The organism is Aquimarina acroporae (assembly GCF_023195925.1).
Lineage (GTDB): Bacteria > Bacteroidota > Bacteroidia > Flavobacteriales > Flavobacteriaceae > Aquimarina > Aquimarina acroporae.
In genome coordinates, this window is record NZ_JALPRE010000007.1 from 130,523 (window position 1) to 152,407 (window position 21,885).

20 protein-coding genes are annotated in these 21,885 nt (G+C 33.7%); 3 read left to right on the top strand and 17 right to left on the bottom strand.

Features of this window, described 5'->3' with window-relative positions:
- Window positions 1–68: 68 nt before the first annotated feature.
- From M0D21_RS11805 to rsgA, 4 genes are all read right to left on the bottom strand, one after another.
- Window positions 69–2,054 (bottom strand): DUF3857 and transglutaminase domain-containing protein, encoded by a 1,986-nt coding sequence (locus M0D21_RS11805; protein WP_248329712.1) that lies wholly within the window; start codon window positions 2,052–2,054, stop codon window positions 69–71.
- Window positions 2,055–2,067: 13 nt separating this feature from the next.
- Window positions 2,068–3,981, bottom strand: coding sequence for a DUF3857 domain-containing protein (locus tag M0D21_RS11810; protein ID WP_248329714.1), 1,914 nt, complete (start codon window positions 3,979–3,981; stop codon window positions 2,068–2,070).
- A gap of 28 nt (window positions 3,982–4,009) precedes the next feature.
- Window positions 4,010–4,462 (bottom strand): D-aminoacyl-tRNA deacylase, encoded by a 453-nt coding sequence (dtd, locus tag M0D21_RS11815; protein WP_248329716.1) that lies wholly within the window; start codon window positions 4,460–4,462, stop codon window positions 4,010–4,012.
- Between the two features lie 166 nt (window positions 4,463–4,628).
- Window positions 4,629–5,579, bottom strand: coding sequence for a ribosome small subunit-dependent GTPase A (gene rsgA / locus M0D21_RS11820; protein WP_248329718.1), 951 nt, complete (start codon window positions 5,577–5,579; stop codon window positions 4,629–4,631).
- Between the two features lie 240 nt (window positions 5,580–5,819).
- On the opposite strand from rsgA, the gene M0D21_RS11825 reads away from it, so the two are divergent.
- Entirely contained in the window at window positions 5,820–6,275 is a 456-nt protein-coding gene (locus M0D21_RS11825; RefSeq protein ID WP_248329720.1) for a hypothetical protein, read from the top strand.
- Window positions 6,276–6,323: 48 nt separating this feature from the next.
- Here M0D21_RS11825 and M0D21_RS11830 read toward each other — a convergent pair whose 3' ends face one another.
- From M0D21_RS11830 to M0D21_RS11855, 6 genes are all read right to left on the bottom strand, one after another.
- Window positions 6,324–7,406, bottom strand: coding sequence for a bifunctional 3-deoxy-7-phosphoheptulonate synthase/chorismate mutase type II (locus M0D21_RS11830; protein ID WP_248329722.1), 1,083 nt, complete (start codon window positions 7,404–7,406; stop codon window positions 6,324–6,326).
- Window positions 7,407–7,446: 40 nt separating this feature from the next.
- On the bottom strand, window positions 7,447–8,295 hold the full coding sequence (locus M0D21_RS11835) for a prephenate dehydrogenase (protein ID WP_248329724.1): 849 nt from the start codon (window positions 8,293–8,295) through the stop codon (window positions 7,447–7,449).
- A 7-nt stretch (window positions 8,296–8,302) separates the two neighbouring features.
- Complete coding sequence (locus M0D21_RS11840) at window positions 8,303–9,517, bottom strand: pyridoxal phosphate-dependent aminotransferase (RefSeq protein ID WP_248329726.1); 1,215 nt, start codon at window positions 9,515–9,517, stop codon at window positions 8,303–8,305.
- Window positions 9,514–10,344 (bottom strand): prephenate dehydratase, encoded by an 831-nt coding sequence (locus M0D21_RS11845; RefSeq protein WP_248329728.1) that lies wholly within the window; start codon window positions 10,342–10,344, stop codon window positions 9,514–9,516. The genes M0D21_RS11840 and M0D21_RS11845 overlap by 4 nt, the downstream gene beginning before the upstream one ends.
- Before the next feature lie 344 nt (window positions 10,345–10,688).
- Window positions 10,689–11,876 (bottom strand): glycine C-acetyltransferase, encoded by a 1,188-nt coding sequence (gene kbl, locus M0D21_RS11850; RefSeq protein ID WP_248329730.1) that lies wholly within the window; start codon window positions 11,874–11,876, stop codon window positions 10,689–10,691.
- Between the two features lie 47 nt (window positions 11,877–11,923).
- Window positions 11,924–12,904: an NAD-dependent epimerase/dehydratase family protein gene (locus M0D21_RS11855; protein WP_248329732.1), complete on the bottom strand. Its 981-nt coding sequence runs from the start codon at window positions 12,902–12,904 to the stop codon at window positions 11,924–11,926.
- Between the two features lie 181 nt (window positions 12,905–13,085).
- Here M0D21_RS11855 and M0D21_RS11860 point away from each other — a divergent pair, with 181 nt between their 5' ends.
- Window positions 13,086–13,547 carry an Lrp/AsnC family transcriptional regulator gene (locus M0D21_RS11860; protein WP_248329734.1) on the top strand — a complete coding sequence of 154 codons (462 nt, stop codon included), beginning with the start codon at window positions 13,086–13,088 and terminating at the stop codon, window positions 13,545–13,547.
- On the opposite strand, the gene M0D21_RS11865 is transcribed toward M0D21_RS11860, so the two are convergent.
- Complete coding sequence (locus M0D21_RS11865) at window positions 13,530–14,843, bottom strand: glycoside hydrolase family 1 protein (protein ID WP_248329736.1); 1,314 nt, start codon at window positions 14,841–14,843, stop codon at window positions 13,530–13,532. The genes M0D21_RS11860 and M0D21_RS11865 overlap by 18 nt on opposite strands.
- Before the next feature lie 302 nt (window positions 14,844–15,145).
- Between M0D21_RS11865 and gldA the strand changes: the two genes are divergently transcribed.
- Window positions 15,146–16,054: a gliding motility-associated ABC transporter ATP-binding subunit GldA gene (gene gldA / locus M0D21_RS11870; RefSeq protein WP_248329738.1), complete on the top strand. Its 909-nt coding sequence runs from the start codon at window positions 15,146–15,148 to the stop codon at window positions 16,052–16,054.
- Window position 16,055: 1 nt separating this feature from the next.
- Here gldA and M0D21_RS11875 read toward each other — a convergent pair whose 3' ends face one another.
- The 6 genes from M0D21_RS11875 to M0D21_RS11900 all read right to left on the bottom strand — a co-directional run bounded on the left by M0D21_RS11875 (window position 16,056) and on the right by M0D21_RS11900 (window position 21,883).
- Window positions 16,056–16,460 carry a response regulator gene (locus tag M0D21_RS11875; RefSeq protein ID WP_248329740.1) on the bottom strand — a complete coding sequence of 135 codons (405 nt, stop codon included), beginning with the start codon at window positions 16,458–16,460 and terminating at the stop codon, window positions 16,056–16,058.
- Window positions 16,447–18,369 carry a PAS domain-containing sensor histidine kinase gene (locus M0D21_RS11880; protein WP_248329742.1) on the bottom strand — a complete coding sequence of 641 codons (1,923 nt, stop codon included), beginning with the start codon at window positions 18,367–18,369 and terminating at the stop codon, window positions 16,447–16,449. Before M0D21_RS11880 ends, M0D21_RS11875 begins: the two co-directional genes overlap by 14 nt.
- Window positions 18,370–18,505: 136 nt before the next feature.
- A complete protein-coding gene (locus tag M0D21_RS11885) occupies window positions 18,506–19,255 on the bottom strand; it encodes a head GIN domain-containing protein (protein WP_248329744.1) in 750 nt (249 codons plus the stop codon).
- The gene (locus M0D21_RS11890; protein ID WP_248329746.1) at window positions 19,252–20,349 is read right to left on the bottom strand and encodes an acyloxyacyl hydrolase; all 1,098 of its coding nucleotides are present in this window, start codon (window positions 20,347–20,349) and stop codon (window positions 19,252–19,254) included. Before M0D21_RS11890 ends, M0D21_RS11885 begins: the two co-directional genes overlap by 4 nt.
- 73 nt (window positions 20,350–20,422) lie before the next feature.
- Entirely contained in the window at window positions 20,423–21,376 is a 954-nt protein-coding gene (gene metF, locus M0D21_RS11895; RefSeq protein ID WP_248329748.1) for a methylenetetrahydrofolate reductase [NAD(P)H], read from the bottom strand.
- Between the two features lie 18 nt (window positions 21,377–21,394).
- Window positions 21,395–21,883 (bottom strand): DinB family protein, encoded by a 489-nt coding sequence (locus M0D21_RS11900; RefSeq protein ID WP_248329750.1) that lies wholly within the window; start codon window positions 21,881–21,883, stop codon window positions 21,395–21,397.
- Window positions 21,884–21,885: the final 2 nt, after the last annotated feature.

Below are 21,885 nucleotides of genomic sequence, written 5' to 3' on the forward strand. Positions count from 1 at the left end.
AGTTTTTCGGTGAAATGCTATACTTACTTTAAAAATGCACTTTTTTATTCAATTTTAAACCTCAAGTCTTATATTTTTTTCAAAACTATCTGATCACTTTGTTTTTCAACTAGTTTTCCATAAAATGTTTTTAAGGCCATATAATATTGCTCTGTAATTAAAGGCGCACTAAAAGTTTCATTAACAGAAAGTTGAATCATATTTCCTGAAATATTCGATCTAAAAACAAAACTACCCATGTTTTCTGGAAGCTTAAGCCCTACATCTTCCGGTTTTTCTGCCACTGTATATCCCTCAGGAATTTTAATGGTAACAGAATAATTATTAGAAAAACCATATCGAAGATCAATGGGATATTTTCGCTCTTCAGATTTAAAAATATTTTCTTTACCTCTAAGAAATAACATCGGAGAAAAAAACATTTCATCTTCAATAACTTCAACCTCATCAGAAGTTTCAAAGGCAAAACTTTCTAATATTGGTTGTCCCAAATTATCCATGTTATCAACCTTATATTCAGTAATATTCTCTAACCCGTAATGCTCTTTTAATCGATCAATATTCTCTTGCTCTTTTTTAGTTCCATTTTCCACTCTAAAATCGTGCGCTCCATAGAACGTATATCTAGCTCTTCGGTTTCCTGTTACGTTCCCTTCCTGATCCATTTCGCAAGAAACGAGATGTTGCATCCGAGATAATTTCTTTGGTCTAAAAAACATCATTTCAGAATCACCGCGTTCAGAAATTAATCTCCCGAGACCATGTACCACTCTATCTGGCAAAACATTGGGTTGTCCATATTCATCGGTTGCATCCAAAATATATTCATTGTCGTTTATGCGAACCCTGGCCACCACATAATCTAAGCCCTGGACAGTTGGAAAAAGAGATAATGGTCGTTCTCCAGTGGTTACCAAAATCGGCTTTACATTAACCTTGGCATACTTTAGCATTGCTATTAACATCAAATTAATTTCTGCCGAATTACCCACTCTTTCTTCATATACCTTTTTCATGTTTTTACCCGGCATAATAACACTTACTTCATTCCATGTCATTTTTTCCTTTACATAATCGTAAATAAGGGTCATTTTTTCCATGGGATTAGATACTCCTGAAATTAATGCATCTATATCTTTCTTGAAGTATTTATTTGTGGTCATTGCACCACCAAATTTAGAATTCTTGAATGCACCTCTTGCAATACCTCCCCATGTACTTGCATAATTAGTTATAGTACTGTATGGAAATTGCGTTGACTGTAGTTCAAAACTTACTGCTGAAATATAATTTTGATAGTTCCCTGAGTAAGGTTCTATTTTAAATGCAGGAACCATATTTGCATTAATGTCATACTTCGTTATTTTATAATCTATTCTGTTACCATAGATAAAATCGTTTTGCCGATCTGTAGACTCCTTGAGATTAATTGGCAAAAAACCAACTGTTCTTTTTCTAAATGTGTAATACTCTGGAATTGCCAAAGCAATCTTTATTTTTTTGATCGGAATTTCATACTGCAGCATAATCCTCTCTATACTTTGAGAGTACGGTGAAGCTATTTTATATCTGTATTCTACAACAGAACCTTCAGTTAATGCTGGCATTGTAAACGATGTTTTTTTTACGTAATCTGATATTTCTGTTTTAAAAATTCCATCTTTCTTCAGGCTTGTTGTTACAATTTCACCCCCCACCAGTGAATATGTACTCCCTTCAAGACCAGATATTTTTTCAACTCTTCCATTGGTTTGAAACAATAATACTTCTTCGGTAGCCTGCTCAAAGCCCTCTTTATTGTACAACTTTATTCTTTTATGCACCTCAGTTTTAAGAATAAATCCTTTTTCAGGATCATAATCATAATATATTTTTCTTTTCTCAAATAATACAGCTGCATTAGCAGAACTATCTAACGGGTACGAAGCTTCTAATAGCTCTTCTTTTGAAATTTCTCCATATTCAGCTTCCTGACCAAAAGAAAAAGTGGCAAATAACAAAGTGATTCCTATGAATAACCTCTTTGTATTTTTCATCATTGCTGTTGTCATCATTTATTGTATTGGCTTATTGTTTATTTAGCACTATTCTTGATTTATCGATTTTTTTTATTGAAGATCTAAAGTTTCGGTATTCTTCATACTTTTCTTTAGGAAACGTACCATCAAGTATTTTTAAGAAACGTGTGAATTTGATTTGGCTATCGGTTATTTTTTCTAACTGGTATGAGTACGCACCGAACTCTGTTTTCAATTCCTTTTTCTCTGGAATTTTTCCTAATGTATATCCGTTAGGGATATTGAGAATATATTCATCTTTATTAATGTAGCCTTTAGTAATTACCAATTCGGTCTGTCTATTTTCATACTTTGGGAAATTTGACTGATCACAATTGAATACGTTGGGAGTAATCAACAATCGACTCCCAATTTTTTTCCCGTAAGAACTGCATGAAACTTCTAACTTTTCAGTAAAGTTGATCTTATCCTTATCATTATTCAACTCTATTTTACTCACTTCTAAACCATTAATATAATCCCACACTTCTTTATAATGAAGCTTCTGATCTTTTTGGGACATAAACTGTATCCCATATTTCCAATTGTACTCTAAACCTTCTGAAACTCTCTCTAGAGAGGCATACATAGAGTTATCTGGATGAATATTCACGATAGCTTTGCTGGTAAGTAAATTCTCCTCTGGAGTATACTTCTTTGTCCTTTTTATTTCTCCTCCATCCGGCTTAACGACTAAGACATTTCTATCATCAGTAAAATCACCAATAAAATTAAACGGCAACGTTTGGCTGGTACATTCTAACCAAATATCTTCATCTTCATTTGGAATATTTAGAATAACATGATTCCCCTCCATTGCAGCAAACTCAGCATCAACATCACGCTTTTCATCGCCATAAACAACGGTATAATATGACGTTATTCCCTGACTATCTAATAGAGCTTTTGTATAATTTGTAAGAGCTTTACAATCTCCATATCCTAACCTGTCTACATCTTCTGCCAAAAAAGGCATCCAACCTCCTATGCCCAACTGTACACTAATGTATCTTGTTTTTCCCTGAACATACTCGTAGATTAATTTTGCTTTTTCTTTGTCTGTATTTGCTTTTGATACAAGTGTATTTACTTCTGCAATGGTTTCAGAGGGCAACTTATCTCTACCTTCGATCAATTTATCATATTGCCATTTGCCAAATGTCTTCCAGTCCATACCGTAACCCTCGACGTTGGCCAATGAAAAGTTATTTAATGCCACTCTTACTTTGGGTAACAAGTTGTCTTTTGAAGGACTATTCACTTCTGGTAGTTTTGCTTTGATATCTGAAATTTCATATACCGTTTTTTCATTTTCTACCTGGCCTTCTATATCATAACCTTTAAAATTGAATTCTTTATAGCGTAATTTCGTTCCCGTTTGGTTTACAATGTTATATGAAGACTTCTCAACACTTAACCTATATGCACGAATGGGTTCCCAAGGTCTTATAAACGCTGTTGTGGAACTTTCGACTTCGCTTTCAAATACAACGGTGTAGGGATAATTGATCGGGGTATAGTTATAGAATTGCATACGATTATCATTCATTAATGATATTCCATCATATACACTTCTATCGATAAAATCTTTCTTCTTGTATTTTTTTATTTCTTTACCTGTTTCATCAAGAATTGTTGCTTCTAACTTTTTAATTTTGGTATAGGGATCGTAAAACTCATATGAATCAGCATATTTTCTACCATCTTTATTAAGAACAGTAACAATTCTTTTGGTTCTAACATTTATAGATTTAATCGACCCTATTTGTATTTCTATGGTTTCTGATCTTACTACGGCATTGGCATTATTCAAAAGTGAAGGATCAATAGAAGAGACCTGAAGGTTGATCTCCTCCTGAGCGACGACTCTGGTAAACATCAAACAAGCTACAGTTACAAAAAGTTGTAATGTTATTCTTTTCATTTAAAAAATCTTAAATCTAGGGGTTGTATTATTCTTTGTTTTTTGTATCTATCAATATGGTTACAGGTCCGTCATTTAACAACGACACCTTCATATCTGCTCCAAATATTCCTGTCCCAACTTTTTTACCCAAATCAACTTGTAGTTGTTCTACAAATTGCTCATATATAGGTATCGCTATATCTGGCTTGGCAGCTTTGATGTAACTTGGTCTATTTCCTTTTTTGGTACTAGCGTGCAGTGTAAACTGACTTACCACTATCGCATCTCCTCCAACATCTAGAATACTTTTATTCATGATTCCGTCTTCGTCTCCGAAAATTCTCAATCGAGAAATTTTACCAGACAACCATAAGATATCTTCATTAGTATCTTCATTCTCTATTCCGACTAAGACAAGAATTCCTTTTTTAATAGTGGAGATAATTTTCCCATCCACAGTTACAGATGCTTCAGAAACTCTTTGAATCACTGCTTTCATCTATATAAAGTTTTAATAGAACTCAAAAACAACCTTTGAATTCATAATTTTAATATGCAAGTATACGTTGTTTGAGTATCAAAAAATGATACTGAGAGAAGTTTTTATAGTTATTTAAAGAATTGCCAAAAAAAAGTATTGTTCATTTTTGATTATTCATTAAAGGCTACTCATCACTATAATTGTTTTTTCGGTAATGCTCTTCATCACCTTCAAGTATTTGCAGATAACTTTTATATCTTGACCAGGCTATCTCCCCTTCCTCCAAGGCTTCTTTAATTGCACATTTGGGTTCATTAATATGCAGGCAATTATTAAACTTACAATGTTGTTTCAATTCAAAAAACTCTGGAAAATAATCTCCTAATTCTTCCTTATCCATATCAACTACCCCAAACCCTTTTATTCCTGGAGTATCAATAATTTTTGCATCGAAACTTAGATCAAACATTTCTGCAAAGGTTGTAGTATGTTGTCCTTGTTGATGTTGATCACTTATTTCTGCGGTTCTCAGGGACAGGCCAGATTCAATAGTATTAATTAAGGTAGATTTTCCCACTCCACTATGCCCAGAAAACATACTTACTTTACCTTCCATTTGAGCTTTTACTTTATCTACATTCTTACCTGTTTTTGCAGAAATACCTATACACTCATACCCTATTTGTCTATATAATGCAGCTAAATATTTTATTTCTACAAGTTCATCTTCATTGTAAGTATCAATCTTATTAAAAAGTAAAACAGCTTTAATACCATATGCTTCGGCAGTTACAAGAAAACGATCGATAAAAGTCGTAAATGTGGGTGGATTATTTAAAGTAACTAAGAGAAAAACTACATCAATATTAGAAGCTATAATATGTGTTTGCTTAGAAAGCTTAACCGATTTTCTAATTATATAGTTCTGACGATCATGAATTTTTTCTATCACCCCTGTAACTTGATCATTCTTGGTTTCTAATTTAAAATCTACCAGATCACCTACAGCAACGGGGTTTGTACTTTTGATCCCCTGTATTCTAAACTTACCTTTTATACGGCACTCATACACCTTACCATCTTCAGCCTTTACGGTATACCAACTCCCGGTAGATTTATATACAGTTCCTGTCATAGTGTGCAAAGATGCAAAATAATACAATGCTTTCTCATTGAATTATACTTTTTTGAGCATATAGTGTCTCTTAAGAAAGTATTTCTTAACTTCAAAATATCGCACCCAGCCCAAATATTTAGAAAAAAAATACTTTTTATTTACGTGCAGTTTGTTTCGTATTCGTCAAACCTATAAACAAAAACAAAAAAGTACGGCAAAATATTTTTGTACGTTCATCAATTAAATTATTACTAAATTATGAAAAGACTATTCTTAGGAATTTTTATCGGAATCTTAGCCATTCAAAACTCATTTGCGCAGCAAGAATATGAGTATGAAATTGTAACTGTAGTTGAATCTATTATACCGAGCGGATTAGGTAGATCGAGAATGATTTCTGCAAATGAGACCAGAGATTACAAAGATTTTACTTCTACACGATCTGCTACCGATGACAAAAGAAACAAATCTGATCGAGGAAAAATTAGAGTGAAAGATTTTGAAGAAACCAAACTTTTAAACTTCTTCAATTTAGGAGGTATTCGTTTTCAAAACATAGCAGCAAACGATGCAGTAGTCACATCAAAAATTAACAGCATGGCTCAAGAAGGATGGGAGCTCGCTTTTATAAACAGTGGAGTAGAGAGTTTTGGAGGTGCCGATGATGGTAACGGGATTTATATCACCAGATATACGTTTAAAAGAAAATTATAATACAAAAAAGTCACTTGTTGATTATAACAAGTGACTTTTTTAAATACATTAACTTCTTGCTACCTTTTTTTGGTGATTTATAGATTCCTGGTGAATCGCCTTATAAATTCTAAGCATAAACTCTTCGCTCAACCCTTTTTCTTCTCCTTCAAGAATCATTTTACCCAGTATTTCATTCCATCTTTTTGACTGAAGGATAGCCACATTTTGCTTTGCTTTTACTTTTCCTATCTCATCAGAAATTTTCATTCTTCTTGATAACACATCTAACAATTGATTATCTACAACATCTATCTTTGCTCTTAATTCACTTAGCGCTTTTTGGTAAGCTTCATCTACACCAACTTCTTTACGAATTTTTAAATCTTTCATATACTGAATCAATGTTTCTGGAGTAATTTGTTGTTTGGCGTCGCTCCATGCATTATCTGGATCATAATGTGTTTCGACAATTAATCCATCAAAATTAAGATCTAATGCCGTTTGAGACAGATCAAAAATCAAATCTCTTCTTCCTGCAATATGAGAAGGATCCAATATTAATGGTAAATCTGGAAAACGGTTTTGCAGATCAATAGGAATTTGCCATTCTGGAATATTACGATATTTTGTTTTCTCATAGGTAGAAAAACCTCTATGAATAACTCCAAGGTTTTTAACATCGGCAGTATAGAAACGTTCTACCGCCCCTAACCAAAGAGAAAGATCTGGGTTTATAGGATTCTTGATCAGCACTGGATTATCGATTCCTTTACATGCATCAGCAATATCTTGCACGATAAATGGAGAAACTGTACTTCTTGCGCCAATCCAAAGTACATCGACACCATGGTCTAGCGCCAGTTCTACATGATGCGGATTTGCCACCTCTGTAGCTATCTTAAGTCCTGTTTCTTCTTTTGCTCTTTGTAACCATTTAAGACCTAATGCACCTACCCCTTCAAAATTACCTGGCCGGGTTCTAGGTTTCCATATACCAGCTCTTAAAACTGTGGCATCTGAATCTTTAAGCTGATGCGCAATCTTTAATACCTGGTCTTCAGTTTCTGCACTACATGGTCCTCCGATCACCAGCGGGTGATCCAAATTATAATCATCTAACCATGTTCTAAGTTCCTTCTTATTTTCCATATCGATCTAGCGTTCTTAAGTATTTTTGTTTGTGATTTTTTTATGAAATTCCTTTTAAAATTGTTTTTATGTGATTTGTATTTTCCATCTCTTTATATATTTCGTCAAAATCATCATTTTCCATGAACTCTTTAAATTGATTTAAGTTTGAAATATATTCTTGCAATGTCTCTATAACATTTTCTTTATTATGTTTGAATATTGGAGCCCACATCGCCGGAGAACTTTTTGCTAGCCGCACTGTCGAAGCAAAACCACTACCAGCCATATCAAAAATATCTCTCTCGTTTTTTTCTTTTTCTATCACTGTTTTACCCAGCATAAATGAACTAATATGCGACAAATGGGAAACATAAGCGATATGTTTATCATGGGATACGGGATCCATATAGCGTATCCTCATACCTAATCGTGAAAAAATCTCCATCCCCTTTTCCTGAAGCTTAAATGCCGTTTTTTCTACTTCACAAATGATGTTGGTTTTTCCTCTATACAAATTTGCTATTGCTGCTTGAGGGCCAGAAAATTCTGTTCCAGCAATAGGATGAGCAGCAAGATAATTCCTTCTTTTAGGATGACTCATAACAGTTTCGCAAAGCTTCTTCTTTGTCGATCCAACATCAAAAACCAAACAATCATCTTTTACTTTGTTTAGAATATCTGATAACACTTCTACCGTAGCATCTACTGGTATTGCTACGATCACCACATCGGCGAGATCTAATCCCTCAAAATTTGATTTATGATCTATCAAACCTAAGGAAAGAGCATTATCTAAATGCTCCTCACTTTGATCTACTCCATAGATTTCTGCCTCGTTAAATGCTGCTTTTATGTCTATGGCAAACGACCCGCCAATTAACCCTATTCCAACAATGAAAACTTTCATCCTATTTCTATTTAGCAATACTTTTTTCTGCAATCTTTTGAGTTCCTATTGCACTAAGTAATTTATTAGTTTCCTTATCAAATCTCCCAATAGCTTCCTTTATGTTTTCTTTGGTTACACATAATGAAAAACGAATATATCCTTTTCCGTTACTTCCAAAAATATCCCCTGGAGCTATGAATATATCTTTTTTATACAAGATATAATCTATAAACGATACTGCATCTATTCCTTTTGGTAGTTTTGCCCAAACAAACATGCCTTTTGCACTCTTATCATAACTGCAACCTAAAAGGGAAGCTAATTCCCAAATCAATTCTCTTCTTTCTCGATATACAGCATTCATTTTCGTGTACCATTTATCTGAAATTTTTAATGCTGCAATAGCTCCTTTTTGAATCCCTTGAAACATTCCGCTATCCATATTACTTTTCACTTTCAAAATGGCTTCAATTTTATCTAAACTTCCACTTACCATTCCTACTCTCCAACCTGCCATATTGAAAGTTTTACTTAATGAATTAAGCTCTAGTGCAACTTCTTTTGCACCGGAGACAGACAAGATACTAGTGGGACTATCATTTAAAATAAAGCTGTAAGGATTATCTTTTACCAATAAAATTTGATGTTCTTTCGCAAAATTGATTAATTTTTCAAACAATGCTTTATTTCCTGAAGCCCCTGTAGGCATATGAGGATAATTGATCCACATAATTTTGACCTTGCTTAAATCTTTTTTAACGAGGCTTTCAAAATCTGGTTCCCAACCATTCTCATCCTTTAGATCATAATATACTGGTGTTGCGCCTACCAATTTTGTAACAGAAGTATATGTTGGATAACCTGGGTTTGGCACCAAAACCTCGTCTCCTTCATTAAGATATGCCAATGAGATATGCATGATTCCTTCTTTGGAACCCATTAATGGCAAAATTTCATTTTTAGGATCAAGCTCTACATCATATTTGTCTTTGTAGAAATCTGCAATTGCCTCACGCAATTCTGGTAGTCCTTGATAACTTTGATATTTATGTGCCCCATCTACGACTACAGCATCCTTTATAGCCTGTACAACTTCTTGAGGAGGATCCAAATCAGGACTTCCGATAGCCATATTTAAAATTGGTTTTCCTGAAGCTGCCAACTCCCTAACCTCTCGTAGTTTCTTTGAGAAATAATACTCCTCTACCGATTCTAATCTTTTTGCTGTTTGAAAATTCATCCGTTTTGGTTTTTATATTCTCCTAATACTTTAAGCTCTAATGCCATAATTTTTAAAATTGACATTGCCTTTTCATAGTCTGCATATTCATTAAAGGTGACATCTACAAAAAATGAATATTTCCATGGCATATCGATAATAGGTAACGATTGGATTTTGGTAAGGTTCAAATTACAATCACTCATTACATTTAATACCGTAGCCAAACTTCCTCTTTTATGATCTGTTAAGAACTTAAGCGATGCTTTATTAATATCAGTTTTACTAACCCCAGAATCTTCTCTTGTATGTAACACAAAAAAGCGTGTACTATTAGATTTAATCGTTTGTATTTCTCTAGCCAAAATTTCGAGCTGATAAATATTTGCGGCAGTTTCACCTGCCACTGCCGCAACTCCAGTTAATTTTTTGTCATGAATTCTTTTAGCAACGTCTGCAGTATCTGCATCTTCGACCAATTTAATATGAGGATGCTCCCTAAAAAACTCCTTACATTGCAGCAACGCCATAGGATGTGAGTACACCTCTTTAATATCTGATATATTCTGACCCGGCAATGCCATCAAACAATGATGAATTGGTAAGAAATACTCACCACTTATGGTTAGATCATGCTCATCAATGTAGGCATAATTTGGTATAATAGACCCTGCAATCGAGTTCTCTATAGCCATTACAGCATCTGTACTTTTTTGATTCTCCAGACTACGTACTAATTCCTGAAATGACATACATTCGTCTACATCTATGTTTTCTCCGAAATAGGCTTGTGCAACACCATGATGATATGAACCTTTAATTCCTTGTATGGCTACTTTTTTGCTCAATTGTTCTTAATTTTCTTATCAAAAAAAAATCCCGACTTTTCAGCGGGATTCTTATGATATGTTATTAACTAATATTTACATAGCAATCCCGATCTTACTTTTAAAATAAAAGAAGAAAAAATAAAATCGGTTCCAAGTAAATACGTTACTCATTGTCTATTGTTTTACATTGCTAAAGTAGGTAAAAGTATCGCGATTCAAAATATTTTTTCATTTTTTTCACCGCTGCTAGTACATTATCATCAAATTCTAAACAAATACTAACTATTTGTACATTTTTCTAATTAAAAACTTCGTTCTATTACCAACTTTCTATATTTTCAGAAGCTAACAAACGTTCGTAATCAAATCACTCCCAGCTCTTTACCCACTTTGGTAAATGCTTTTACTGCTTTTTCTAAATGATGTTGTTCATGTCCAGCCGATAATTGTACTCTAATTCTTGCCTTACCCTTGGGAACGACTGGATAGAAAAACCCAATCACATAAATTCCTTCATCCAATAACTTTGCTGCAAAATCTTGTGCCAAAGTAGCCTCATATAACATCACGGGAACGATGGGATGGTCTCCTGGGATAATATCAAAACCTGCTTTACTCATTTCCGATCTAAAATACTTCGTATTTCTTTCGAGTTTATCTCTCAATTCTGTTGAAGAACTTAAAAGGTCCAACACCTTTATAGATGCTCCTACTATTGAAGGGGCAACGGTATTAGAAAACAAATACGGTCGGGAACGTTGGCGTAACATATCTACAATCTCTTTTCTTGCTGCCGTAAAACCTCCAGATGCTCCTCCTAGGGCTTTTCCATAGGTACCAGTAATGATATCTATACGTCCCATTACATTTCTATATTCATGGGTACCTCTACCTGTTTTACCCAAAAACCCAGTAGAGTGACATTCGTCTATCATCACCATAGCACCGTACTTATCTGCCAGATCACAAATTTTATCTAACTGTGCTATAGTTCCATCCATAGAAAAAGAGCCGTCTGTAACGATTAATTTTCTTCGGCTTCCTTCTGCATCCTTTAATTGTTTTTCAAGGTCTACCATATTATTATGCTCATATCTTAGACGTTTTGCTTTACATAATCGGATTCCGTCTATGATAGATGCATGATTTAATGCATCAGAAATAATCGCATCTTCGGGTCCCAAAATAGGCTCAAAAACCCCTCCATTTGCATCAAAAGCCGCAGCATATAAAATACAATCTTCCATCCCTAAAAACTCTGCAGTTTTTCTCTCTAGTTCTTTATGAATATCTTGGGTACCACAAATAAATCTCACAGATGATAATCCATACCCATGGGAATCAATAGCTTCTTTTCCTGCCTTTATCACATCTGGATGAGATGAAAGTCCTAAGTAGTTATTTGCACAAAAGTTTAAAACATGGGTGGTTTTGGTAGTATCGATCTCTGCTCCCTGCGGAGTAGTAATTATACGCTCAGACTTATATAGCCCAGCAGCTTTAATTTCATCAAGTTCTTTTTGTAAATCTTCTTTAATATTGGAAAACATTCTTCTATATTTTAATGCTTGGTAATTATTTTATGGATAGGCAAAGATCAGAGTAACAACGTCTCTAGATTTTTTGACCCATTTTTATATTTTTCCTTTAATTTCGCCATCATGATTTCGGCTATACCTTTAAGGTCAAAATTAGCTTTCCATCCCCAATCGTTTCTAGCTACCGTATCATCTATAGATTTTGGCCAACTAGCCGCTATTTCTTGTCTAAAATCTGGAGCATAGTTTACTTTAAATTCTGGATATAATTTACGAATTTCTTCTACTACTTGAGCAGGAGAAAAACTAATACCTGCTATATTATATGATGTTCTTAATGAAATATCTTCTTTAGGTGCTTCCATCAGCTCAATAGTTGCTCGTATAGCATCTTCCATAAATATCATTGGAAGCATGGTATCTTCTTTTAGGAAACAATTAAACTCTTCTTTAAGTACTGCTTTATGAAATATATCTACTGCATAATCTGTAGTACCTCCTCCAGGCATAGATTGATAACCTATTACTCCTGGATATCGAATTGATCTTACATCTAAACCATATTTTGTATAATAATACTGCGCCCAATTTTCACCAGCTGCTTTACTAATACCATATACTGTTGACGGATCTAAATATGAATTGTTAGGCGTATTGTCTAAGTTTGCTCCTTCCCCGAAAACTGCAATCGAACTTGGGAAAAATACTTTTTCAATTTCATGTAGTCTGGACACTTCCAAAACATTAAACAATGTTTTCATGTTAATATCCCAAGTTTGCAATGGGTTTTCTTCTCCTTTAGCTGAAAGAATTGCTGCCAAATGATATATCTGTGTAACTTTATATTGAGTTACTACTTCATGTATTCTATTAATATCTGTTGCATCAACTACTTCAAAAACCCCATTAAACCCTTCTCTCTTTCTTAAATCTGAAGCTATTACTTGATCAACACCATATTTTTCTTGTAAAGATGTGGTTAACACAGACCCTAGCTGCCCATTAGCACCGATAACTAAAATAACCGTATTTGTATTCATAATTACTTAAAATTTTAACACTTAAAAAGTGTTATTTACTTACTAAAGTAACAAATAGAGCTTTTATAGCCGAATAATTAAAAGAATTAAGTAATAATTCCTGTTTATATTTTATTTTATAGCTATATTTACTTTAAACATATATTAAAATCGAATTTTGAAGTAATTTTTTTGATCACTTATGGAACAATTAGACCAAACAGACATAACTATACTGAGAATTCTTCAGGAAGATGCTAAAAAAACAGCAAAAGAAATTGCGCAAATTTTAAACATAACCCCATCTCCGGTTTATGAAAGAATACGAAGATTAGAACATCAAGGTTTCATAAAAAAATATGTTGCTATTTTGGACAAAAAACTAATAGATAGATCGATCACAACAATCTGTCAAGTTTCTATGCGATATCACAACGAAGCATTTATAGAAAAGTTTGAAGAACAAATACAGAATTTGAAAGAAGTACAAGAATGTTATCACATGGCAGGTCAGGTTGACTTCATCTTAAAAATACACACCCGAAGTTTAGAAGAATATCATGATTTTGTTAAATCCAAGCTTTCTAAAATTGAAAATATTGGTGTTTTAAATAGTACGTTTGTATTGAAGGATATTAAGCATACTTCAGAGTTTTATATTTGACAAATATTCCTTGAGCCAATATGCAGTTTTTTTCCAGGTTCGATTTAAAGTTTTAGGATCGAAACTTACAATACCAAATTTTGGGATATACCCTTCTGCCCATTCAAAATTATCGACGAGAGTCCAAAGTAATATTCCTTTCAAATTAATTCCTTCATTCAATACCGAGTCCATTCCTGATATCACTTCTCTATAATATGCTATTCTTTTAATATCATCTTCTTGTTCTGATAAAGCCACTCCACACTCAGTTAACCACAAAGGTTTCTTTGGGTCGTACTTTGAGAATCGATTCAAAAAATAAGGAATTCCTTTTGGATACGTCTCCCAACCCATAATTGAAGTTTCAGCATTTCTATATTTTGGTTTTACCAATAACGCTCCTAAATAGGGTATATACCAAGTACTTTTCACAACTTCTCTGGTATATGTTTGAATACCCCAAAAGTCAAAATCAACCTTTAATTTATCTTCATCTCCATCGATACAGTATTTTGACATTCGTCTCAATATTGGCAAATCCTGAAATGGATACCCTTTTCCTAAATGAGGTTCTATAAATAGCCTATTCATTAAGGCATCAATTCGCTTAGCAGTTTTTATATCTCTTGATGTATTTCTATAAGGTTCTATTTTTGTACAACTTATAGCTGTCCCCACCTTGAGGTTTTTCTTTTTCTTTAAGACTTCAAATCCTTTTGCCTGTGCTAATAGAAGATGATGAGTACTCACCAAAAAGTTCTGAATCCCAATTTTTCCGGGCGCATGTACTCCCAAAAAGTAGCCACCTCCCATGCAAACAATACCTTCGTTAATCAAAATCCAATACTTCACCCGATCCCCAAAATGGTCTCGTAGAATAGTCACATAATCTGCATACCAGTTGATTACTTCTCTGTTGGTCCAACCGCCTTTTTCTTGAAGTTTTTGAGGTAAATCCCAATGATAGGTAGTTATCCAAGGTGTTATTCCCTTCTCATGACAGTAATTAATAACATTGTTATAAAAGGCAATACCTTTAGGGTTAATCTTTCCTACCCCTTCTGGAAGAATTCTTGACCATGAAATTGAGAACCGAAAAACCTTGAGACCTATACTTACAGCTATATCTATGTCTTCTTTATACCTTTCGTAAAAATTTATTGCAACTTTCGCATTAGACTTATCCTTGATTTTATGTGTTTTTCTTGTAAACACATCCCAAATTGAAAGCCCTTTTCCATCTGTACGATAAGCACCTTCTGTTTGAGCAGCAGCAGTTGCAACTCCCCAAATAAGACTTTTTATTTTACTCATTCATTATCAAAAACCAAGATACTAATGCCTAAATAGTTCCTTTTTAAAAAAAGGATATAACACTATAAAGAAGAATTTCTGTGCCGAATACAGTAGTTTATTGATGAGTTTTTCTGATACTTTTTTTAGTATAGTAAGCATAACGACAACTTTATATGATTAAATGTACCTTGTTATTTTGAGTTATACATTACCTCAGCATTACGGTTATGTTAATCTCTTTTATGTTTTTTATGGTTGTGTTTATACAATATCTCTGGAATTATTACATTTGATAACTATAAAAATTTTAGTATTCATCAATGTCTATATCTGTTTCTAATATCTCTAAGTCATACAACGAACAAAAAGCATTACATAATGTTTCTTTTAAAATAAAAAAAGGTGAAGTCGTTGGTTTTCTTGGTCCTAATGGTGCCGGAAAATCTACTATGATGAGAATCCTTACCACATTCTTAGACCCTAATGACGGATCTGCTACTGTAAATGGTTTTGATATTAGAAAGCAACCTATTGATGTTCAGAAAAGTGTTGGGTATTTACCAGAGCATAATCCATTATATTTAGATATGTATGTGCGTGAATACTTAGCATTTAATGCTAAAGTTTACAAAGTACAGAAGGGAAGAATAGAAGAAGTAATACAACGCACTGGTTTAACTCCGGAAGCCAATAAAAAAATCGGCCAACTGTCTAAAGGATATCGTCAAAGAGTAGGCCTAGCAAGTGCCTTATTGCATGATCCAAGTGTGCTCATTTTGGATGAACCAACGACGGGCTTAGACCCGAATCAATTGGTTGAAATAAGAGAGCTTATACGAGCTATAGGCAAAGAAAAAACTGTCTTTCTTTCTACTCACATAATGCAAGAAGTTGAAGCCATGTGCGATAGAGTGATCATTATCAATAATGGACAAATTGTAAGCGATAAACTTCTCAAAGACTTAATGAATGAAGATGAGCAAATCATCGAAGTAGAATTCGATTATCGTATTGAAGAAGCTTTTATATCGAAATTACCTCATGTTTCTAAAGTTGAAAACATTTATGGTTTTGTCTATCAAATTACTTTTGGTTCCAATATAGATATGCGCCCAAAGGTCTTTGATTTTGCTCATGATAATCAATTAAAAATCCTTCAACTATCACGCAAAAACAAAAACCTTGAGAGTTTATTTAGAGAGCTTACAAATCCGCAGGAGAACAATTAAACTATCCTACTTGTTCTAGATCTCTCAGTACTTCTTTTAGTTTTTCGACGGTAACTGGTTTGACTATATAATCGCTTACCAATTCATAAGTCTTGGCTTTTAAAATATCTTGAGGATCTACCGAAGAAGACACGATGTAGATAATTATCTTTTTCTCACAAGGTATTTTAATAAATTCATCTAAAAACTGCCATCCATCTAGAATGGGCATATTCAGATCTAATAAAATTACGTCAGGTAATTTCTCATTATTAGAAATAATAGCTTTTAAATTATTTAATGCTTCTTCTCCGTTCTGAAAAACCATTAAATTCTTACAAAACCCTATAATTTCCATAATTTTCTTTACCCCAAACACAAAGATTGGGTCATCATCGATAATGCAGGCAATATCAATTTTTTTCATATTTTAAATAGATTTTAAAGGCACTTCCTCTATCAACTTCGCTTTCCACTTCAATTTTACCTCCCATAGCTTCAATTTGGTTTTTAGTAATAAAGAGGCCAATCCCCCGGGCATCTTTATTATGATGAAAAGTTTTATACATCCCAAATAACTTTGCTCTATGTTTTTTTAAGTTTATGCCCAAACCATTATCCTCTACTATAAGTACAACAAAATCTTCTTCAATAGCTGTAGTTAAAGACACATAACTATCTCGTTTTTTTGAACTGTACTTTATTCCATTAGTGATTAGATTTAGAAATATACTATCTAGATACGCAGAGATTCCTAAAACGGTAACCTCTGGTTGTATTTTATTTATAATAGTAACCTCAGTCTCGGTGGCTATGGCCGAAACACTTTCTATGGTTTTATTTGCTATTTCACAAAGCTTCAGATTGACCAAATTTTGGTCTACCGAGGTATTCATCAATACTACTTCATTTAAATGCGAAATAGTTTCGGTAAGATTTTCTGAAGCCGTTTTAAAAAGTCTGATAATTTCATTGTCCTTGACTTCTGGCGTTTCTTGGACTAGTAAATCTAATAACATCTCAAAATTACCAGAATGAGATTTTAAATTATGAGAAACGATATGTGCAAAGTTTCTTAATCTCTTATTTTGATCTTCGGCCACCACCAATAGAGATTGTAACTCTTCTTCTCTTTTAATTTTGGTAATATCAGACATATGAATGATTATCCCTCCAACAACATCATCATCAGTTAACCAGGGACGAAATTCCCAAGATAACCATTGCGTAGCACCATCACTCTTTTTAAATCTTTCTTCTTCATTTTTAATTACCGTGCCTCCCAGGCATTTTCTATGACTTACTTTCCATTTATTAGCGTAAGTGGGTAACACTTTATAGTGCGATTCACCAACGATCTCTTGGTTTTCTATATCAAATACCTTACACCATTCTTGGGAAGCAGCCAAATAATTCATATCTCTATCAAACATAGCGATAGCAGTGGGAGCCTGTTCTATGAACGTTCGATTGCGCTCATAAGCTTTTTTACTTTCGGTGATTTCTTGACGTGATCCTACCATCCATTCTGGGTTACCATCTTCATCCCAACTCACTACTTTCCCCTTATCCAATATCCAAACAACACTTCCATTTTTATGTAACATTCTGGCTTCACATTCATAAACAACGGTCTTACCGGTGAAGTGATTCTGCAATAATTTATTAGAGTGTTCAAGATCTTTTTTATAGGCATAATTCTTCATGGTATCAATAGAAACTGGTTCTAACTCCTCCAATCGGCACCCTATAATTTCTGCCCAACGTTCATTAAAAATTGTTTCACCTGTTTGCACATTCCATTGCCAGGTTCCCAGATCGGTTCCTTCGATTACTTGTTCAAAAAATGCAGTTTGTAATCTAAGTTCTTCCTCTTTTTCTTTAATATGGGTAATATCGGTGTGAGCACCTAACATTTTAACAGGCCTACCCGTATCGTCTCTAAGCATAAAACCTCTACACCTTATCCAAACCACATGCCCTAATTTGTGCCTAAATCTAACTATTTGATCATATGGACATGTAGGATCTTTGGCATGATCGACAAAATTGGCATATATATTTTTGAGATCTTCCTCAAATACAATATTCTGCCAGGCTTCGGCTTTATGAGGCATTTCCTTTGGATCGTATCCAAAGGTGGTCCAATATTCTGGACTCATCCACACATTATCAGGTATATCTAAATCTGAAAACCATATCCCGTCAAGCACAGATTCCTGCAAAAATTCAAATAATACGTCATCCTTTTTGATTAAATCATATAACTCTTCTTTTAGGTAATTTTCTTCTTTACCCAATAAGGAACCTCTTACTATCTTTTGTTCTTCTTTCATCTTGTTTGTCCTTAATGAGATGTGTTTACAAGGGATAATCATAAAATTAGGAATAATCTCATAGAATTTACTAGACAAAGACCATAGTATTTTTACGGAATAACCACGCTTAAAAACAACTATATAGTAGCATATCTTAAGGAAAAATTAAGCGCCCAGTAAAAAAAGCTTCGACCTCTACAACAGGAGGTTCATTTACTGAAATAACATCCCCTGTACTTCGTATTGATCCTCGTAAAGATTGTTGAGGATTTATAATAATTTTGTTGGTTCCTCTATGAAAAATTTCAACATTTTGGGCGATAAGATTTTCTCCCTCGAATCTTCCTGTTCCAGAGGCAAAATTAATATTCAATAACTCTGTATTTCCCGATATAAAAAACGAAGCAATATTATTTCCAACTACTCTTAAACTTTCATTACTAATTTCCAGATGAAAAGTACCTGTTGTATTTCCAGTATCTTCAAAAAATGTCTCAGAAAACAGAGTTAAGTCTGGGTAACTTAGTAAACCCTTCGAAGAGATATCGAATTGTGTTGCACTTCTGATTTCTGTAAGATTGGGAGCGGTTACAAAAATCTTAGTTTGATTAAAATCACGAAAAAAAGCACAATCATTATCATCATTTAGAATTAAACGACCTTCTTCAACTACAGCCGAAACGTCATTCAACAAATTATCTCCAGTCTCGATAATTACAGATGTCTCTTCTCCTTCTTCTATAATCAACTCAATATTTGGATTCACCAATATTCTATTAAAATCTGGTACATCGACAACTTTACGAACAATATTACCTGTTCTTTGGAAACAATCGGGCGCATTTTCGGTATCACATGCCCAAATCACGATTAATATACTAATGAAGTAACCTATTTTTTTCATAATCTATACCCTATTGTGAATTCCATTGCTTCTGCTTTGGCTCCATGAGACCTAACCGTAAATTCTCCCAATACATTTTTGGTAAAGTAATACCTTAGACCTGCTCTAAGATATGTTTGCCCCTCAAAATCAAAAGGATAATATACATAATATCCATATTGCGTTAACAGAGAGACTTTACTCACTTTTAATTCGTGACCTAAATACATCCCAACTCTTTTCGAATCTTCATCTCCAGTCACTCCATCATTAAAGGCTCCTGTAGATCGAAAATCTATGAATCGCTCTAGGGCTTTAGAAAAAAACACTTCTGTTCCAAATTGAAAGGCGCTCTTTTTATTAATTCTTTTATCTATAAAAGCTCCAATTGTGTAAAACGGAAATTGACCTGATCCAACGACATCACTTTCATTAATTCCGCTTCTAAATAAAAAACCATATCCAAAAGGTTCGCTTCCTTTTACCATTCCTTTTTCTTTTTCACTATAAGCTGGTGTATCAGTATCTAGCATATAAGTGAGTCCTGCATTCAAAAATAAAGTATTGGTACTCTTATTTGGTGCTTTGGCATTACCATTAGAATAATGAACCACACCTAACCCAGCTTGAAGCCCTAAACCTTTTAATAAATTCTCTTTTTTAAAATTCAATAATAAGTACGTTGCACTTGTAAAATGAGAACCGTGGGCTACATTTCTGAAATTATCATCTTCATCATAAGGGTTGGTACTGTAGGCAAAACCTTGACCTAATCTTAACATTAAATATCTTTTTAAGAAATAGAAATTATAATGTGCATACAAACTAAAATGTTCACCTAGATAACTATTATCCAAATCATTATACATAAAAGACACACCATATTCAGGGTTATTATATAACCTTTGCCATTCTTCTTCTCCAAAGGTTTTTTTCTGAAAAGAAAGTATTACCCCTGAAGGGTGACCCGTAATTAAGTGTGAAATATCGGGGTTGTGTTTTAAAATGGTGCCATAAAAATTGGTAACATCTAACGTATACCATGACTTAGCTTTTTCCTGAGAATTCCCCAAAAAGCATACTAAGAAAAAAACTAAAACTATCCGATTTGTCATCCGGCAAAAGTAGCAATAATGGTAAAATAACCAATTTGATATCCTCACTTAGTGTGAAGAACGTGCAGATTAGTTAAAAAATTGCTGAGGCAATCTTTTTAATATTATCAGATTTACCCATAGAATAATAATGTAATACCGGCACACCATATTCCATTAATTCCTTTGATTGTTGTATTGCAAACTCTATTCCCACTTCTCTTACTTCTTTATTGGTTTTACACTGCTCAACAGCTCTAACCAACTCATCTGGAATATCCAGCTTAAACACCTGAGGAAGTAATTGAAGATGTCTTTTTACCGCCACAGGTTTTATACCAGGTATGATAGGCACATTTATTCCTGACTCTTTGGCTTTTTCTACAAATTCAAAGTACTTTTTATTATCAAAGAACATTTGAGTTACTACATAGTCTGCCCCAGCATCAACTTTATGTTTTAATCTTCTTAAATCAGAATCAATAGAAGGGGCTTCCATATGTTTTTCAGGATAACCAGCGACTCCTACACAAAAATCAGACTGATTATCGGTTTCTATCACTTCATGCAAAAACTGACCCCTATTCATATTTACAATCTGCTCTACCAATTCATTTGCAAAGTTATGTCCTCCACGAGTAGGTGTAAAGTATTTTTCTTCTTTCATGGCATCCCCTCGTAAAGCCATTACATTATCTATTCCCAGATAATGACAGTCTACCAGCAAATATTCTGTTTCTTCTTTGGTAAAACCACCACACAATACATGCGGAATAGTATCTACATTGTACTTATGTTTAATTGAAGCACAGATTCCCACGGTACCAGGACGCATTCTTGTTAGTTTTTTATCTAACAATCCATCACGGTCGATATAAATAAATTCTTCTCTAGAAGTAGTTACATCAATAAAAGGAGGATTAAACTCCATTAATGGATCAATGTTATCATACAATTCCTGTATACTTCTTCCTTTTTGTGGAGGTATCAATTCAAATGAAAATAAGGTTTTCCCTTTTGCATTTTTAATATGATCTGTAACTTTCATTTTCTACAATTATCGTTTCTAGTGTTTTTTAAGTTTCGTTTTTATTTGACTGTATAACATATTTACTTGTCCCAAATGATAAATATCATGCTGAACAGCACCCCTTATCATGTACGCATTACTATAATCTTTTCCCATAGTAAACTCGTTTACCCACGAATCTGGTTTGGCCTCAAGCAATTCACAAAGAGATTCATGAGTAGATTTTAATTCTTTTAGAATTTTATCTTTTTGCCCCTGATCCACTTTCAATATGTTTGGCCTCCAATCTTTTTCCGAATTCATTTCTATGCTATAAGTGTCATTGTCTTTCAATTTCTCTAAGACAAACACTTTCCAATCTATGATATGGTAAACAAGTTCTGTAATAGAATGACTAGCTCCTTCTGGTGTCTGGTTCCAAAATATGACAGGAATCTCTTCTAAGGTTTTAAATAGTGAAGGACCATACCACGGTTGGCCGTTAAAAGCCTCGTCTATTTGTTGTATACAATCTTCGACATCCATAA

Excerpts from the sequence above, each read along its gene's own strand:
- M0D21_RS11865 (WP_248329736.1), bottom strand. The coding sequence starts at position 14,843 with ATGAGTAAAATAAAAAGTCTTATTTGGGGAGTTGCAACTGCTGCTGCT.
- M0D21_RS11805 (WP_248329712.1), bottom strand. The coding sequence starts at position 2,054 with ATGATGACAACAGCAATGATGAAAAATACAAAGAGGTTATTCATAGGA.
- M0D21_RS11875 (WP_248329740.1), bottom strand. The coding sequence starts at position 16,460 with ATGAAAAAAATTGATATTGCCTGCATTATCGATGATGACCCAATCTTT.
- M0D21_RS11825 (WP_248329720.1), top strand. The coding sequence starts at position 5,820 with ATGAAAAGACTATTCTTAGGAATTTTTATCGGAATCTTAGCCATTCAA.
- gldA (WP_248329738.1), top strand. The coding sequence starts at position 15,146 with ATGTCTATATCTGTTTCTAATATCTCTAAGTCATACAACGAACAAAAA.
- M0D21_RS11840 (WP_248329726.1), bottom strand. The coding sequence starts at position 9,517 with ATGAATTTTCAAACAGCAAAAAGATTAGAATCGGTAGAGGAGTATTAT.
- M0D21_RS11810 (WP_248329714.1), bottom strand. The coding sequence starts at position 3,981 with ATGAAAAGAATAACATTACAACTTTTTGTAACTGTAGCTTGTTTGATG.
- M0D21_RS11855 (WP_248329732.1), bottom strand. The coding sequence starts at position 12,904 with ATGAATACAAATACGGTTATTTTAGTTATCGGTGCTAATGGGCAGCTA.
- M0D21_RS11885 (WP_248329744.1), bottom strand. The coding sequence starts at position 19,255 with ATGAAAAAAATAGGTTACTTCATTAGTATATTAATCGTGATTTGGGCA.
- M0D21_RS11830 (WP_248329722.1), bottom strand. The coding sequence starts at position 7,406 with ATGGAAAATAAGAAGGAACTTAGAACATGGTTAGATGATTATAATTTG.
- rsgA (WP_248329718.1), bottom strand. The coding sequence starts at position 5,579 with ATGACAGGAACTGTATATAAATCTACCGGGAGTTGGTATACCGTAAAG.
- M0D21_RS11880 (WP_248329742.1), bottom strand. The coding sequence starts at position 18,369 with ATGAAAGAAGAACAAAAGATAGTAAGAGGTTCCTTATTGGGTAAAGAA.
- M0D21_RS11860 (WP_248329734.1), top strand. The coding sequence starts at position 13,086 with ATGGAACAATTAGACCAAACAGACATAACTATACTGAGAATTCTTCAG.
- M0D21_RS11900 (WP_248329750.1), bottom strand. The coding sequence starts at position 21,883 with ATGGATGTCGAAGATTGTATACAACAAATAGACGAGGCTTTTAACGGC.
- kbl (WP_248329730.1), bottom strand. The coding sequence starts at position 11,876 with ATGTTTTCCAATATTAAAGAAGATTTACAAAAAGAACTTGATGAAATT.
- dtd (WP_248329716.1), bottom strand. The coding sequence starts at position 4,462 with ATGAAAGCAGTGATTCAAAGAGTTTCTGAAGCATCTGTAACTGTGGAT.
- M0D21_RS11890 (WP_248329746.1), bottom strand. The coding sequence starts at position 20,349 with ATGACAAATCGGATAGTTTTAGTTTTTTTCTTAGTATGCTTTTTGGGG.
- M0D21_RS11835 (WP_248329724.1), bottom strand. The coding sequence starts at position 8,295 with ATGAAAGTTTTCATTGTTGGAATAGGGTTAATTGGCGGGTCGTTTGCC.
- metF (WP_248329748.1), bottom strand. The coding sequence starts at position 21,376 with ATGAAAGTTACAGATCATATTAAAAATGCAAAAGGGAAAACCTTATTT.